Here is a 14,412-nt window from a genome sequence, read left to right on the forward strand (position 1 = left end):
GTTAACCAAATATGCTAATCGCAATTAATTATTGTCGCATCATAGAGAAAAAGTCGATAAGTAGCTACACTTAGCACTTCAAAAATTCAGCCTGAATTAGATTAAATTGCAAATGAATACACAACGTGAACAATTGATACAAACATGGTTAACATCTGTACTCAGTTCAGATCAATTTGAAATCAATTTTTTAGCAGGCGATGCGAGTTTCCGTCGTTATGCACGAATTACCTTGAATAATAAAACATTTATGCTTATGGATGCACCTCCTGAGAAGGAAGATTGTCGTCCTTTTGTTGCGATTGATGAATTCTTTGACACAAATGGGGTGCGTGTACCTCATATTGTTGCCAAGGATTTAGATCAAGGTTTGTTGTTACTCGAAGATTTTGGCGATGTCTTGTTATCTACACAATTGAATGATCAAACGGTAGATGCACATTATGCGCAAAGTTTTAAGCAGTTGGTGCAGTTGCAGTCTATTGCTGCTGATTCATCGCACCTGCCAGCATATGCCTATGAAAAGCTGATCTCAGAAATGGAATTGTTAACGGATTGGTTGTTGCCATCATTAGCTATCCAAGTAACAGATGACGAGCTTGGGTTAATTAAACGAACTTTTGCTATTCTTGCCAATGCAGCTTTGGCACAACCTCAAGTAATCGTACATCGTGATTTCCATAGTCGTAATCTGATGATTCTTGAAGCTGAGAAAGACCAAGGCGTGATTGATTTTCAAGATGCAGTGATTGGTGCGGACACCTATGACTTGATTTCGATTACCCGTGATGCCTACGTACAGTGGGGTCCTGAGCGTGTGTATGGATGGTTTAAAGTGTTTTATGACTTATTACCAGAAACTGCCAAGCAAGATCGTGATTTTGATCAATTCAAACAAGATGCTGACTTTATGGCAATTCAGCGCCATATCAAAATTTTAGGTATTTTTGTACGTTTGTTTGAGCGTGATGGTAAATCTGGTTATCTCAAAGACTTGCCTCGTGTCATGTGGTACTTACTGGAAGAATCAAAACCTTACTCAGAATTACAACCGTTTATGCATTTTATTCATGCACGGGTTTTACCAAAATTTGAAGAAAAATATGGTGTATATGAGGTGATTGCAGCATGAAAGCAATGATTTTAGCTGCGGGGCTAGGCAATAGAATGCGACCTTTGACCCTCTATAAGCCAAAGCCTTTATTAGAAGTCGGCGGCAAAGCACTGATTGTATGGCATATAGAAAAATTAAAAAAAATTGGTGTGACTGAAATTGTGATTAATTCTGCATGGTTGGCAGATATTCTGATTGGTACCTTGGGTGATGGCTCACAATTTGGTGTGACTATACGCTGGACGCGTGAAGATGAGGGCTTGGAAACCGCAGGTGGGATTATCAATGCCTTAGCACTTCTCGGTGATCAACCTTTTATCCTGGTCAATGGTGATGTATGGACCACCTTTGATTTTGCATCATTATTAGATATCAATCTTGCCGATGATCTTGCACATTTGGTTTTTGTCAATAATCCTGAACAGCATCCTCAGGGCGATTTTACCTTGGCAAATGGTCGTGCTTATACCTTTGAGCAAAATCAGCAAGGTGAAAATTTAACGTATAGTGGTGTCGCTGTGATTAACCCAAAAATGTTTGATGGTCTGGAACAGGGTAAAAGACCGCTTGCACCTTTGCTTAAACAAGGCATGCTAGACGGTAAAATCTCGGCTGAGAAAATGCAGGCAGCGTGGGTTGATGTGGGTACACCTGAGCGTTTAACAGCCTTGGATTGGCAAATAAGACAGGGTGAGTATAGTTAAGTGAGGATAAATACGCTTAAGTGCGTATTAACTCATCGTTAACTACTGTTCCACGGGCGAGAAATAGGTATACTTTCAGCTAACTTTTTAGAGATGTTATTTGATCATGCATCCATTTTTTCAAGAGTTAAAGCAAGGCAGTCTAAAGCTTGGCTTAAAACTTAGTGATGAAGCATTAGGATTATTGTTGCAATATCAAGATGCGCTCGTCCTGTGGAACAAAGCTTATAACTTAACGGCGATTCGCGATCCAAAAGAAATGTTGGTTAAACATTTATTGGATAGCTTAAGTATTTTAAATGATTTACCCGCTGGTCGTTTACTCGATATTGGTACAGGCGGGGGTATGCCGGGGATGATCATTGCACTGTGCCAACCTGAACGCCAATGTGTTTTGTTGGATTCAAATGGTAAGAAAATTCGTTTTCTGAAACAGTTTATTGCAGATTTAAAACTAAAAAATGTTGTCGCAGTTCAGACACGTGTAGAAAATGAAGATAGTATCCATGATCTAGGGCAATTTGATGTGATCACCAGTCGTGCATTTGCTTCATTGACAGATTTTGTGACGGCTTCAAAACCTTATATGCATGAACGCAGTATTATTGCGTCAATGAAAGGTTTGATTCCCACTGAAGAAGTTGATGCTTTAAAAGACAAGTGGAGTTGTGACATTATTGAATTGCATGTACCTCGGTTGGACGAACAACGTCATTTACTTTTATTAAAACAGATTTAAAACAGACTAAGGGTTGGGGTTACCATGGCTCAAATTATTGCTATCGCAAACCAGAAAGGTGGCGTAGGTAAAACCACGACAGCCGTGAATTTGGCTGCCTCTTTGGCAGTGTTGAAAAAGCGTGTTTTATTGGTGGATATGGACTCTCAGGGTAATGCTACCATGGGGTCGGGTATTCAAAAAAATGATTTGTTGTATTCAGTCACCGATGTACTTCTGGGTGAAGTACCGATTGAAACTGCAATTAGTAAAGCTGAAGTCGGTTATAAAGTACTTGGCTCAAATCGTGATTTGGCAGGTGTTGAACTGGCAATTGCAGAGCAAGATGGACGTGAGTTTATTTTGCGTAACGCTTTACAGCAAATTGAAAAAGACTTTGATTATATAATTGTTGATTGTGCACCAAGTTTAAGTTTAATTACGGTCAATGCTTTAGCCGCAGTCGATGCAGTGATTATTCCAATGCAATGTGAGTATTATGCATTAGAAGGATTGGCAGATCTGACCCAGACCATTGATAAAATTCAACAGGCATTAAACCCTGAATTGGAAATTATTGGGGTGCTTCGTACCATGTATGATGCACGTAATGCACTCACTCGTGATGTTTCTGCTGAATTAGAACAGTATTTTGGTAAGAAACTTTATGATACAGTGATTCCGCGTAATGTGCGCTTGGCCGAAGCGCCAGCACATGGATTACCGATTATTTATTTTGAGAAAAGCTCTAAAGGTGCAATTGCATATTTAAATTTAGCAGCTGAAATGTTGAAAAAGAGTAAAGTGAAAAAAGGAAATAAAGCATGACCGTGAAAAAAAGAGGGTTGGCAAAGGGTCGTGGCTTAGATGCATTATTAGGTTCAATCCAAAAAGAAAAATTACAACTTGAAGTTCAAGCATTGGATCATGGCCAATTAAAACAGATGGATGTAACCCAATTAAAACGCGGCGCATATCAACCCCGTCGTTTTATTGGTGAGCAAGATTTACAAGAACTTGCAGCGTCAATTAAAAAACATGGTGTAATGCAGCCGATTGTGATTCGTCCGATTGAAAATGACGAAACTCCCTATGAAATCATTGCAGGTGAACGTCGCTGGCGTGCGGCACAATTGGCCGGTTTGACTGAAATTCCTGCAATTGTGCGTGATTTGACCGATCAAGTTGCGATTGCCTTGGCATTGATCGAAAACATTCAGCGTCAAGATTTAAACCCAGTTGATCAAGCACTGGCATTACAACGCTTCCATGAAGAATTTGGCTTAAGTCATCAAGAAATTGCAGACACTGTAGGTAAAGCACGGACTACCGTAAGTAATTTATTGCGTTTATTAAGTCTAGAAGATGAAATTAAAGATTTAATGCAACAAGGTCTGTTGGACATGGGGCACGCCCGTGCGATATTGACCCTAAAAGCTAAAGATCAATTGCAAATTGCAAAAATCGTGATTGATAAGAGTTTGTCTGTTCGTCAAACCGAGCAGTTGGTGCGTGATTGGAATACGCCAAAGCAGGAAAAATCTAAAGATCCACTTGCGCCAGATGTGCAACAACTGACTCAGAAACTGTCAGAGCGCTTTAGTGCCAGTGTAAAATTAGACTATAACAAACAGGGTAAAGGCAAGCTGGTCATCAGTTATAACTCGCTTGATGAGTTAGATGGAATTTTAAATATCTGTTTACCAGAACAATAATGTTTAAGCGATTTAATTAATTTGGGGAACTAAAGATGTGGGAACTTGTTAAAGCCGGCGGTTGGTTAATGCTGCCATTGGTTTTATGTTCAATTTTTACTGTTGCGATTTCAATCGAGAGATTTATACGGCTGAAACGATCTTTAGTTCTACCTAAGTCGCTTATGATGCAAAAAGGCCGAAGCGTTGACAATGTTTTAGATGAAATGGAACAAGATCAAGCGGTTTGCCAAACAGCATTGGGCTATATTTTTAAAGATGGTATCGATGCTTATGCTCAAGGTGAAGCATTTGCACGTGCTCAGATGGAAGCGACTGCTTCACGCGAAATTGGATATTTAGAAAAAAATATTAATTTCTTAGGTACATTGAGCGCTGTTGCACCGTTATTGGGGCTATTGGGTACAGTGATTGGAATTATCGAGTCTTTTCTGGTGATTGATTTAGGTACGAATGCCAATCCAACCATGATGATTCCAGGTATTTCTAAGGCATTAATTACCACAGCTGCGGGTATGGTAATTGCTATTCCAGCACTATTTGCCTACCGTTATTTTCAGCGCCTAGTTCAAGAATATGTGGCTGAACTCGAACAACAGTCGACTTTATTTCATGCTGCCTTATTTTTTCAGAAACACCTTGAAAATGAAAAAAAGAAAGCTGGTTAAATCCGTTTTAGGGGTGTTTCATGAAATTTAGACGCAGAACAGTTGAAGATATTCATATTAATCTTACGCCATTGATTGATTGCTTGTTATTTATATTGGTGATTTTATTACTGACCACCACGTTTAACCAGCAAAGTCGGATCAATCTTTCTTTACCGGATGCACAAGGTGTTCCGCCAAAAGAATACAAAAATAAAATTGAAGTCATGGTAGACTCAGCAGGGCATTATGCAGTAAATGGGCAGGCACTTTCGAGTAAAGAGTCGGCTGATTTGAGTACTGCAATTAAGCAAGCAGCAAATGACAATCGTGATCTGATGTTTGTGATTGCTGCAGATGCCAAAGCGACGCATCAAGATGTCATTCGAGTGATGGACGTCGCAGGACAGCTCGGTTTCGTTAACATCAATATCAGTACCAAAGTTCCATCTCGAGGTTATTAATTAGTGAATCAGGATTTTAAGGTCTATGTCCGTCTTTTGGCATATTTAAAGCCGTATTGGGGGGCAGCCTTACTCGTTATTGTTGGATTTGGCTTAAATGCAGCAACTGAAGTTTCCGTAGCGAAGTTACTTAAATATATTATTGATGCAATTCAAGGTGGTAATCGTGGTGATCTTGACTGGTTTCCAGCACTGATTATTCTATTGATATTCTTCCGTGGCTTAGGATTGTTTATGGGTGGCTACTTTACAGCAGTCATCTCAAGAAGTTTGGTGTTTAGTATTCGTCAAGAAGTTTACGCCAAGCTCCTAAAACTTCCAGCGCAGTATTATTTGGATAATTCATCTGGTCATATCACAGCAAAAATAATGTATAACGTGGAGCAGCTAACCGCAGCTTCATCTGAATCATTAAAAATATTAGTGCGTGATGGTGCAATTGCTTTAGGCTTGTTGGGCTATTTACTGTATACCAATTGGCGTTTAACTTTATGTATTTTCATCTTTATGCCGATTATTGGCTTATTGGTGCGAAAAGCTTCAAAACGTATGCGTAAACTCTCCATTCAAGTACAAAATACCATGGGCGATGTGAACCATATTGTTCAGGAAACAATCAGTGGTAATGCTGTTGTAAAGAGTTTTGCAGGTGAGGAAAATGAACAAAAGCGTTTTTATAAGTCTTCAGAAGAAAACTTAAAACGTGGTTTGAAAATGGTGGTTGTACAGAACTTAAATAGCCCACTAGTACAACTGGTTATGGCTTTTGCTTTAAGTATCATTATTTGGTTGGCATTACGTCCACAAATTTTAGGCGATACCTCAGCAGGCGAGTTCGTTGCTTATATCACAGCGGCTGGGTTGCTGGCGAAGCCGATTAAAAACCTAACCGATATCAATGAAAAATTACAACGTGGTATTGCTGCTGCATATTCTGTATTTGAAGTTTTAGATTTACCTCAAGAAGAGAATACTGGGACTTTAACCCCAAAATTATTGGGTGATATTAAGTTTGAACATGTGTCTTTAACTTATAAAAATAATGTAAAAGCAATTGATGATTTCTCACTAGACATACAAGCAGGCCAAACGATTGCCTTGGTTGGGCGTTCAGGTGCTGGTAAGTCATCTTTGGTGAATATGTTGGTGCGCTTTCAGGAAATTAGTGCAGGGCAAATTTATCTAGATCAACTGCCTATTCAGGATATTGAACTCAGTTGTTTACGCACACAAGTTGCAATGGTCAACCAGCAAGTGGTTTTATTTGATCGAACTGTACGTGAAAATATTGCATATGGTCAGTTAGAAAAAGCATCCGATGAAGCCATTGTTGCAGCAGCTAAGGCGGCTTATGCACACGACTTCATTATGGAATTACCAAAAGGTTATGACACACCATTAGGTGCGCAAGGTTTAAGTCTTTCGGGTGGTCAACGACAACGTATTGCCATAGCGCGTGCAATCCTTAAAAATGCACCGATTCTTATCTTAGACGAAGCCACCAGTGCTTTGGACAATGAGTCTGAACACTTTATTCAAAAAGCATTTGATGAAGCGATGCTTGATCAAAATAGAACCACGATTGTAATCGCTCACCGTCTATCTACGATTGAGAAAGCAGATAAGATTGTGGTTATGGATAAAGGGCGTATCATAGAGCAAGGTACTCATACTGAGTTATTGGCGAAGCATGGCGCTTACTATCAATTGTATGAACGTAACTTTGAGGAATAATCGAACATGTCTATTGCGCAAATCATTCAAGATGCTTGGAATAAACAGTCCAAGTGGTTGATTGCATTGCGGCCGTTGTCATGGTTATATCAGTTCGGTTTTACGGTAAATAAACAACTGTATCAAAAAGGTATAAAAAAAACCTATCAAGCACCTGTCCCAGTGATGATTATTGGAAATATTACTGTGGGTGGGAGTGGAAAGACACCGTTATTGATCCAGTTGGTGAAATATTTGCAACATCACCAAGTTCGTGTGGGCGTGATTAGTCGTGGTTATGGGGGGCAAGGGCCTTTCCCTGCACTGGTTACTTTAGACTCTGTGCCTGATCAAGTGGGCGATGAGCCCTGTTTAATTGTTCAGTCTACTGAGGTCCCCATGGTGGTGGGCGGTAATCGCCAAGCCAATATTGAGTTACTACTGCAACATTATGAACTTGATTTAATCATCAGTGATGATGGTTTACAACATTGGGCTTTAGCGCGTCAAATCGAATGGATTGTACTGGATAATAACCGAGGTTTGGGCAATCAGAAGCTACTTCCTGAAGGTTATTTACGCGAGCCTGTGAGCCGTTTAAAACACGGTACTGTGATTGAGCATGCGCATCAGCCGCATTCAGCTCTCAATATGCATTTAGAAGTGACTGAACCTTATCTATTAAATCCAAGTTTTGACCAATCTGAACAGTTTGATCCTACACTTGATTATTATGCAGTCGTTGGAATAGGTTTTCCGCAACGCTTTTATAACACCTTGGAAAGTATCGGTGTAACTCAATTTCAATGTCATGAATTTCCAGACCATTATGATTATGAAATTGATGATTTGCAGTTTGAAGATAACAATCCAATTATTACCACTGAAAAAGATGCGGTAAAGCTTTTACCATTATTGAAAAATCATTCTACATTTAGTCGTGAGATTTGGGTGGTTCCGGTGGGAGCGGTCTTGTCTGATGAATGTTATCTATTACTCAACCAACAACTTACTCAACTTGGTATTGATCTAATACAAGGTTAATTTGATGAAACATATTGTTATTCCTGCGCGTTTTGCCAGTTCACGCCTTCCTGGTAAGCCTCTTTTAGAAATTCATGGGCGAGCCATGATTTTACGTGTGGTCGATCAAGCAAAAAAAGTAAAGGGCTTTGATGATCTTTGTGTGGCGACAGATGACCCACGTATTGCAGCGCTATGCCGAGCAGAAGGTGTGGATGTTGTGATGACTGATCCGAATCATCCTTCGGGCACAGACCGTTTAAGTGAAGTTGCTCGGATCAAAGGCTGGGATGCAGAGGATATTATTGTGAATGTACAAGGGGATGAGCCTTTGTTACCTGCACAATTGGTGATTCAAGTTGCTGAGTTGCTGGCACAGAAAGCAGATTGTTCAATGTCGACCTTATGTGAGCCAATACATCAGCTTGACGAGTTTCAGCGTGACAGTATTGTGAAAGTGGTGATGTCAAAGTTCAACGAGGCGCTTTATTTCAGTCGTGCACAAATTCCTTATGATCGAGAGGGTGTTAAACAGGCCGAGCAAAAGCTACATCAGCATGCTTATCGCCATTTGGGCTTATACGCTTATCGTGTCAAGCTTTTACAAGAATATGTCACTTGGGATATGGGTGTTTTAGAACAGTTGGAAAGTTTAGAGCAATTACGTGTTTTAGAAAATGGACATCGTATTGCGATTGATATCGCACAAGTAAACTTACCACCTGGTGTCGATACTCAAGCAGATTTGGATCGCTTAAACGCCTTGGATGTAGCGGTTTTTGAATAGTTTGTATTTGCGTTATTTATCTTTGCATCACTTGTTTTTACCACACTTGTATTTAGGTTTTTGATTCATGGATGCTTCTAATTCTCAGGTTTATCCTTGGCAGCAACAAACATGGGAAACCTTAACTGGTCGCTTTCCAAAATTAGGGCATGGTTTATTGTTCTATGGTAAAAAAGGCTGTGGTAAACATGCATTTACCCAACATTTTTTATCATGGGTTTTGTGTTTAAATAAAACACCACAAGGTGCTTGTGGCGAGTGCGCAAGTTGCCAGTGGCTCAAATCGGATACCCATCCTAACTATGTTAATATCACGACCGATGAAGAGAATAAGAAGCAAAACGCGAAAATTAAGATCGAGAAGATCCGTGATTTACTACCATTTGTGCAGCAAACAGTAGATGGTTGGCGCGTTATTGTGATTGAACCTGCAGAAGCTTTAAACATTGCTTCTGCAAATGCATTATTAAAAACGCTAGAAGAGCCAGGTGATCGGGTACAGATTATTTTACTTGCGGAACATTATCTAAAGCTCCCAGCAACGATTCGTAGTCGATTACAGCACTTTGCCATGGATCGTATTAGCCCCACGCTTTCAGAACAATATTTGCAACAACATTTACCTGCTGAAATGCATTCTAAAATTAACTTGTTGATGAATTTATCCAATAATATGCCATTGCAAGCATTGGCGCTTGCTGAGCTAGATTGGTTAAACCGGCGTGGGGAGTTTTTACAGGATTGGCAAAAATTGGTCAGTCAAAAAAGCATGCCTTTACAGTTTGCTTCAAAATGGAATAAAGAACTGAGCTTTTATGATTTTTTACAAATGTTTGAATACTTGTTGTCAGATATAATTTGTGTCAAGCTGAATCAAGTTGTAAAGAATTCAGACTTGCAATTAGATGAGCTTGCTGCGCAGTATCAATTGCAAAGCTTGTTCTCTATTTATGAAGATTTACAACAATCGAAGCTAAAAGTTGATCAAAATGTACAAACAAATCTAATTATTGATCAATTGTCGATTCAGTTAATGAATGTGACATAAAATTTGAATATTCAGGGGGAATAATCATGCAACCACGTATGGGCGGTTTGATTCAAGTCAACATCAATGATCGTGCAACTTTACAAGCCAGTTATATGCCTTATATTTTAGGCGGTGGCTTATTTGTACCATCAAAGAATCCTGTAAAAATGGGCGATGAAGTGTTTGTACTGGCTGGTTTGCCAGATCAATCACAGAAAGTTCCTTTAACAGGGAAAGTGATTTGGATTTCGCAAAAGCAAAATGGAATTAAGCCACAAGGTTTTGCAATTCAACTCACTGGTGAAAAAGGCATCTATTACAAAATGGAAGCAGAAAAATTACTCGCAGGCAGTATGTCTTTAGACCGTCCTAGCTTTACAATGTAAGCCAATTTTCAATATTATTTAGGAATTTCTGTGTTTGTTGATACGCATTGCCATTTAACCATGTTAAATCTTGAACCTTATGCTGGGGATCTCGATGCCGCATTACAACAAGCAAGAGATGCTGGTGTGTCCAAGTTTATGGGGATTTCTGTAGATTTGGATGACCATATCGCACTTGCAGAAATTGCCGCAAGACATTCAGATGTGGGTTATAGTGTCGGTGTACACCCATGTGAAGATCCAGCAGTAATGCAACGTGCAAGTGTTGAAAAACTGGTTGAACTGGCGCAAGCTGAAAAAGTTTGGGCCTTGGGTGAAACAGGCTTGGATTATTTTCATAGTACTGAATTTATTGCTGAACAAAAAGCCTGTTTTGCACGACATATTCATGCATCGCAACAGCTTAAAAAACCTGTAGTTGTGCATACCCGTTCAGCAAAGCATGAAACCGTAGATATTATTCGGGCTGAAAAATCAACACATGGTATTTTGCATTGTTTTACAGAAGATTGGGAGACTGCAAAGGCCGTTTTAGATTGTGGCTATTATATCTCCTTCTCTGGAATTGTTTCATTTAAAAATGCGCAAGATTTAAGAGATGTTGCTAAGCAAGTGCCTTTAGATCGCTTGTTGATTGAAACGGATAGTCCTTATTTGGCACCGATGCCTTATCGTGGAAAACCGAATGAACCAAAATACGTTCCTTATGTAGCCAAAGCGCTGAGTGATGTATATGATAAAACGCTTGAAGAGATCGCTTTCATTACTACACAAAATTTTGAAAATCTGCTTCAACAAAAGTGATTGAAAAGCACTGATTTAAAAAGCAATCAATAGAAGTGCATCAATTTATTAACGGATAGAATTAACAAGAGAGTTTATCGGGTGAAGATGGATCGACAGGCTCAGTTTAGAGCAAGAGAAGCATTGATTTTTCAGGTTGCTGAACAACTGCTTTTAGAAAATGGTGAAGCAGGGATGACATTGGATGCCCTAGCAGCAGAATTAGATCTAGCCAAGGGAACACTTTATAAGCATTTTCAGAGTAAGGATGAGTTGTATATACTGCTCATCATTCGTAATGAACGTATGTTACTTGAAATGGTACGTGATACTGAAAAAGCATTTCCTGAGCATTTGGCTTTTTTTATGTTGCACCATTTACACCATCCTGAACGTGCAGTGTTATTCCATCAGATCGAAGAGCGATTATCCACCACTGGACAAGGCATCCATCATTTATTTAGCGAACTCTATCAAGTACGTAAACAACGTTTACGTATCATTATTCGCATGACAGAAAGCTATCTAGAATCGATTCAAAGTTTGATGTCGGTACGTGATTATTTGGCTTCGATTTGGTCGATTACGCATGGTGGAGCAGCGATACTGAATTCAAGCTTCTATCAGCGTTATTTAGGTTGTCGAGATACCTTACGTGTCGCATTGATTGATCAGGCGTTGGCTGTGCCAAAACATCCACAAGCCTCAGAACAGGTGGCTTAGCTGCAATGAAAAATCTACGATCATCTCAAAAAATACGAGGTTTTACCTTAATTGAGGTGATGGTGGTGATCGTCATCATCAGTATTATTGCCTCATTGATCATTTTAAATATTGATGGCGTAGATCAGCGTAAAGCTATGCAAGCACGTGAGATGTTATTGCTCGATTTAAAGCAGATTAATCGTGAAGCCAATGATCAAGCGCGTATTTATGCACTCGATTTACACAATGCTACCGATGTTGCAGCTGCACAGTATGGTGTTATTGAATATATTCCAGTCAAAGAAGATGCTGAGCAACGTATTCGAGTGGTTGACAATAAACCATGGAAAGAAGTGACGGACTTTCCTAAAAGAGCGTTGCCAGAATACGTTTCATTTTCTATTGAAACAGAAGATCATCAATTCCAAAATGCAAATAACTCAGAACTCTTGGGAAATAATGCACCTAAATTGATTTGGTTTGGAAATGGTGAAGTCAAACCTGTCACAATTCAAATGTATTATCAGCAAAAGCCAGTGGGTGGGGTAATTCGAGTTGATTATTTGGGTAAAGTAGATGAAGAAAAATAAAGGCTTTACTTTAATTGAGGTTGTTGTGGCTTTGGCGATTTTTGCAGTCGCAGCAATGGCTTTGACCAAAGTCGCGATGCAATATACGCAGTCGACAGCCAATGCGATTTTACGAACCAAGGCTCAGTTTGTTGCACAGAATGAAATCTCAATGATGATGATTAATCGTGAATGGCTGTCAGGAACGTCATCTAAACAAGTCACCACACAAGGTGAAACTTGGCAGGTAGATAAAAAAGCAGAATCTACACTGAGCCCAAATGTACAAAAAATAGATGTGCAAGTGAGCCTTTTTAATCCTGATACGGGTAAAGTCGAAGCAGGGATTACCAATATGGTGTTCTTTAATTATCCGATCAAAGAAAAATAATGATGAATCTAATCAAGCATAAAAAAAATCAAACTGTGTATGCACAGAAAAGCACAGGCTTTACCTTAATTGAACTTTTGGTGGCCATAGCAATCTTTGCTGTTTTGTCAGCATTGGGCTGGAAAATATTTGACTACCTGATTAAAGTTAAAGATCGTAATGTCATACATGAGGAAAATTTAGGCCAATTACAAGGTGCGTATCAACAGATTCAGCGTGATACCTTACAGATTGTTCCTATTTCTGCAAGAAGCGGTGAGGAAATTGAACCTGCTTTAGGTTTAGATAATCAAAAACTTTCTTTCAGTAAAACGGGTGTAACCGATCCGCTTAAACAGGGGTTGTCACCCTATGAACGAATTGAATATGTTTACAATGCACAAGAGAAAAAACTTTATCGGTTAAAATATTCAAATTTAAATCGAAATAATTCAGAACAGCCCTTGTCGAGTGTGTTATTGGCAGATGTGGATCAGTATCGTATTGATGTTTTAAATCCAACAGAATTAGATCGTTGGCCAAATGATATGATTAAAAATGATAGGCAATTACCGCGTGGGATTAAAATTAAAGTCACGATTCGTGATATAGAATATGAATGGATTTTTAGTTTGCTCAATTCTGACTATCTGATCAATAACGGCGCAGATAATTAAATCAGTATTGTGGTCGATGCGGATCAATAAATTTAGGTAAATCATTCATGCAATTAAAGCAGCAAAAGGGTATCGCATTAATTACGATTTTAGTGATGGTCGCTTTGGCAACCATCATTGCTGCGACGATTGCTAAACGTCAAAATTACACCAATGAAAGTACAGGGTTTTTAAAACGGCAAAGCCAAGCACTTTTTTATGCAAAGAGTGCGGAAGCATTTTATTCTGAGATATTGGTACAAGACAGCGAAAACAGCAAAGAGGCAGATTACTTACAGGAAACTTGGGCAAAACCGATGCCAGCATTTCCAGTTGAAGATGGGTATGTCACAGGTGTGTTGGAAGATGAGTCAGGTAAATTCAATTTAAACAGTTTATTAACCAATGAAGGTAAGCCCAACGAAGCGGCACAGAAATATTTTTCTAAGCTTTTGATTCGTGTCGGTTTACCTGCTGATACTGTTCAAGCAGTAATTGATTGGCAAGATCCAGATAATGAAACCATAGGTTCATACGGCGCTGAAACAAGTTATTACCAAGGTTTGCCTAAACCATATTTGGCTGCAAATCGAAAATTTTCCAGTGTTGAAGAACTTAAACAAGTGCGTGGTTTTGAAGAAAAAAAGTATGATTTAATTGCACCTTATATATCGGCACTGCCTGATATAGCAACAAAAATTAATGTCAATACTGCACCTGCAATGGTTTTGGCAGCCATGGATGAAAAACTAGACATAAATAGCATACAAACAGCTTTAAAAGCGCGACAAGAAAAACTTGAGCATTTTGCCAATGTGGGCGAGCTAATGAAAATCGCACCATTTGACAGCTTGGACGCTGCAAGCAAAACCGAGGCAGACAAGATTTTTGGAGTAACATCCAGTTATTTTAAAGCCAAGATCGAAGTATCTTTAAGCAATCGCAAGCGTCAATTTACTACACGCTTTATGCGTAATGATAAATCACAAGTTTATGTTTATTCGCGTAGCCTTGCACCATTTTGAAAA

18 protein-coding genes are annotated in these 14,412 nt (G+C 39.1%); all 18 read left to right on the plus strand.

Annotation, left to right across the window (positions count from 1 at the left end; translation table 11 throughout):
* The first annotated feature begins 112 nt into the window (after window positions 1-112).
* The 18 genes from M2R48_RS09510 to gspK all read left to right on the plus strand — a co-directional run bounded on the left by M2R48_RS09510 (window position 113) and on the right by gspK (window position 14,409).
* On the plus strand, window positions 113-1,132 hold the full coding sequence (locus M2R48_RS09510) for an aminoglycoside phosphotransferase family protein (RefSeq protein ID WP_262085936.1): 1,020 nt from the start codon (window positions 113-115) through the stop codon (window positions 1,130-1,132).
* Window positions 1,129-1,818 carry an N-acetylmuramate alpha-1-phosphate uridylyltransferase MurU gene (murU, locus tag M2R48_RS09515; protein WP_004821212.1) on the plus strand — a complete coding sequence of 230 codons (690 nt, stop codon included), beginning with the start codon at window positions 1,129-1,131 and terminating at the stop codon, window positions 1,816-1,818. The genes M2R48_RS09510 and murU overlap by 4 nt, the downstream gene beginning before the upstream one ends.
* A gap of 106 nt (window positions 1,819-1,924) precedes the next feature.
* Window positions 1,925-2,557 carry a 16S rRNA (guanine(527)-N(7))-methyltransferase RsmG gene (rsmG, locus tag M2R48_RS09520; protein WP_004821214.1) on the plus strand — a complete coding sequence of 211 codons (633 nt, stop codon included), beginning with the start codon at window positions 1,925-1,927 and terminating at the stop codon, window positions 2,555-2,557.
* A gap of 24 nt (window positions 2,558-2,581) precedes the next feature.
* A complete protein-coding gene (locus M2R48_RS09525) occupies window positions 2,582-3,364 on the plus strand; it encodes a ParA family protein (protein WP_004720853.1) in 783 nt (260 codons plus the stop codon).
* Window positions 3,361-4,251: a ParB/RepB/Spo0J family partition protein gene (locus M2R48_RS09530; RefSeq protein ID WP_004720851.1), complete on the plus strand. Its 891-nt coding sequence runs from the start codon at window positions 3,361-3,363 to the stop codon at window positions 4,249-4,251. The genes M2R48_RS09525 and M2R48_RS09530 overlap by 4 nt, the downstream gene beginning before the upstream one ends.
* A gap of 35 nt (window positions 4,252-4,286) precedes the next feature.
* A complete protein-coding gene (locus tag M2R48_RS09535) occupies window positions 4,287-4,919 on the plus strand; it encodes a MotA/TolQ/ExbB proton channel family protein (protein ID WP_262085938.1) in 633 nt (210 codons plus the stop codon).
* A 20-nt stretch (window positions 4,920-4,939) separates the two neighbouring features.
* Window positions 4,940-5,362: an ExbD/TolR family protein gene (locus M2R48_RS09540; RefSeq protein WP_004821219.1), complete on the plus strand. Its 423-nt coding sequence runs from the start codon at window positions 4,940-4,942 to the stop codon at window positions 5,360-5,362.
* 3 nt (window positions 5,363-5,365) lie between these two features.
* Complete coding sequence (gene msbA, locus M2R48_RS09545) at window positions 5,366-7,096, plus strand: lipid A export permease/ATP-binding protein MsbA (RefSeq protein WP_056510831.1); 1,731 nt, start codon at window positions 5,366-5,368, stop codon at window positions 7,094-7,096.
* A 6-nt stretch (window positions 7,097-7,102) separates the two neighbouring features.
* Window positions 7,103-8,119 (plus strand): tetraacyldisaccharide 4'-kinase, encoded by a 1,017-nt coding sequence (gene lpxK, locus M2R48_RS09550; RefSeq protein WP_262085940.1) that lies wholly within the window; start codon window positions 7,103-7,105, stop codon window positions 8,117-8,119.
* A 4-nt stretch (window positions 8,120-8,123) separates the two neighbouring features.
* Window positions 8,124-8,885 carry a 3-deoxy-manno-octulosonate cytidylyltransferase gene (gene kdsB / locus M2R48_RS09555; RefSeq protein WP_262085941.1) on the plus strand — a complete coding sequence of 254 codons (762 nt, stop codon included), beginning with the start codon at window positions 8,124-8,126 and terminating at the stop codon, window positions 8,883-8,885.
* Window positions 8,886-8,952: 67 nt separating this feature from the next.
* On the plus strand, window positions 8,953-9,933 hold the full coding sequence (locus M2R48_RS09560) for a DNA polymerase III, delta' subunit (RefSeq protein ID WP_004821226.1): 981 nt from the start codon (window positions 8,953-8,955) through the stop codon (window positions 9,931-9,933).
* 26 nt (window positions 9,934-9,959) lie between these two features.
* Window positions 9,960-10,301 carry a PilZ domain-containing protein gene (locus tag M2R48_RS09565; RefSeq protein ID WP_004821228.1) on the plus strand — a complete coding sequence of 114 codons (342 nt, stop codon included), beginning with the start codon at window positions 9,960-9,962 and terminating at the stop codon, window positions 10,299-10,301.
* A gap of 30 nt (window positions 10,302-10,331) precedes the next feature.
* Window positions 10,332-11,105 carry a TatD family hydrolase gene (locus tag M2R48_RS09570; RefSeq protein ID WP_004720827.1) on the plus strand — a complete coding sequence of 258 codons (774 nt, stop codon included), beginning with the start codon at window positions 10,332-10,334 and terminating at the stop codon, window positions 11,103-11,105.
* 87 nt (window positions 11,106-11,192) lie between these two features.
* Window positions 11,193-11,807: a TetR/AcrR family transcriptional regulator gene (locus tag M2R48_RS09575; RefSeq protein ID WP_004821232.1), complete on the plus strand. Its 615-nt coding sequence runs from the start codon at window positions 11,193-11,195 to the stop codon at window positions 11,805-11,807.
* Window positions 11,808-11,812: 5 nt separating this feature from the next.
* Window positions 11,813-12,379, plus strand: coding sequence for a prepilin-type N-terminal cleavage/methylation domain-containing protein (locus tag M2R48_RS09580; RefSeq protein WP_034610211.1), 567 nt, complete (start codon window positions 11,813-11,815; stop codon window positions 12,377-12,379).
* Window positions 12,366-12,749 (plus strand): type II secretion system minor pseudopilin GspI, encoded by a 384-nt coding sequence (gspI, locus tag M2R48_RS09585; RefSeq protein ID WP_004821236.1) that lies wholly within the window; start codon window positions 12,366-12,368, stop codon window positions 12,747-12,749. Before M2R48_RS09580 ends, gspI begins: the two co-directional genes overlap by 14 nt.
* Window positions 12,749-13,405, plus strand: coding sequence for a type II secretion system minor pseudopilin GspJ (gene gspJ / locus M2R48_RS09590; RefSeq protein ID WP_004821238.1), 657 nt, complete (start codon window positions 12,749-12,751; stop codon window positions 13,403-13,405). The genes gspI and gspJ overlap by 1 nt, the downstream gene beginning before the upstream one ends.
* Before the next feature lie 47 nt (window positions 13,406-13,452).
* Window positions 13,453-14,409, plus strand: a complete 957-nt coding sequence (gene gspK / locus M2R48_RS09595) for a type II secretion system minor pseudopilin GspK (protein WP_262085943.1) — start codon at window positions 13,453-13,455, stop codon at window positions 14,407-14,409.
* The last annotated feature ends 3 nt before the right edge of the window (window positions 14,410-14,412 follow it).

The organism is Acinetobacter sp. I-MWF (assembly GCF_025433935.1).
In the GTDB taxonomy this organism is placed as follows: Bacteria; Pseudomonadota; Gammaproteobacteria; order Pseudomonadales; family Moraxellaceae; genus Acinetobacter; species Acinetobacter guillouiae.

What these genes read in the sequence shown, in the direction of transcription:
- M2R48_RS09565 (WP_004821228.1), top strand. Translation starts at nt 9,960, where the DNA reads ATGCAACCACGTATGGGCGGTTTGATTCAAGTCAACATCAATGATCGT.
- kdsB (WP_262085941.1), top strand. Translation starts at nt 8,124, where the DNA reads ATGAAACATATTGTTATTCCTGCGCGTTTTGCCAGTTCACGCCTTCCT.
- M2R48_RS09530 (WP_004720851.1), top strand. Translation starts at nt 3,361, where the DNA reads ATGACCGTGAAAAAAAGAGGGTTGGCAAAGGGTCGTGGCTTAGATGCA.
- murU (WP_004821212.1), top strand. Translation starts at nt 1,129, where the DNA reads ATGAAAGCAATGATTTTAGCTGCGGGGCTAGGCAATAGAATGCGACCT.
- M2R48_RS09510 (WP_262085936.1), top strand. Translation starts at nt 113, where the DNA reads ATGAATACACAACGTGAACAATTGATACAAACATGGTTAACATCTGTA.
- gspJ (WP_004821238.1), top strand. Translation starts at nt 12,749, where the DNA reads ATGATGAATCTAATCAAGCATAAAAAAAATCAAACTGTGTATGCACAG.
- rsmG (WP_004821214.1), top strand. Translation starts at nt 1,925, where the DNA reads ATGCATCCATTTTTTCAAGAGTTAAAGCAAGGCAGTCTAAAGCTTGGC.
- M2R48_RS09560 (WP_004821226.1), top strand. Translation starts at nt 8,953, where the DNA reads ATGGATGCTTCTAATTCTCAGGTTTATCCTTGGCAGCAACAAACATGG.
- M2R48_RS09575 (WP_004821232.1), top strand. Translation starts at nt 11,193, where the DNA reads ATGGATCGACAGGCTCAGTTTAGAGCAAGAGAAGCATTGATTTTTCAG.
- M2R48_RS09525 (WP_004720853.1), top strand. Translation starts at nt 2,582, where the DNA reads ATGGCTCAAATTATTGCTATCGCAAACCAGAAAGGTGGCGTAGGTAAA.
- lpxK (WP_262085940.1), top strand. Translation starts at nt 7,103, where the DNA reads ATGTCTATTGCGCAAATCATTCAAGATGCTTGGAATAAACAGTCCAAG.
- gspI (WP_004821236.1), top strand. Translation starts at nt 12,366, where the DNA reads ATGAAGAAAAATAAAGGCTTTACTTTAATTGAGGTTGTTGTGGCTTTG.
- gspK (WP_262085943.1), top strand. Translation starts at nt 13,453, where the DNA reads ATGCAATTAAAGCAGCAAAAGGGTATCGCATTAATTACGATTTTAGTG.
- M2R48_RS09580 (WP_034610211.1), top strand. Translation starts at nt 11,813, where the DNA reads ATGAAAAATCTACGATCATCTCAAAAAATACGAGGTTTTACCTTAATT.
- M2R48_RS09535 (WP_262085938.1), top strand. Translation starts at nt 4,287, where the DNA reads ATGTGGGAACTTGTTAAAGCCGGCGGTTGGTTAATGCTGCCATTGGTT.
- M2R48_RS09540 (WP_004821219.1), top strand. Translation starts at nt 4,940, where the DNA reads ATGAAATTTAGACGCAGAACAGTTGAAGATATTCATATTAATCTTACG.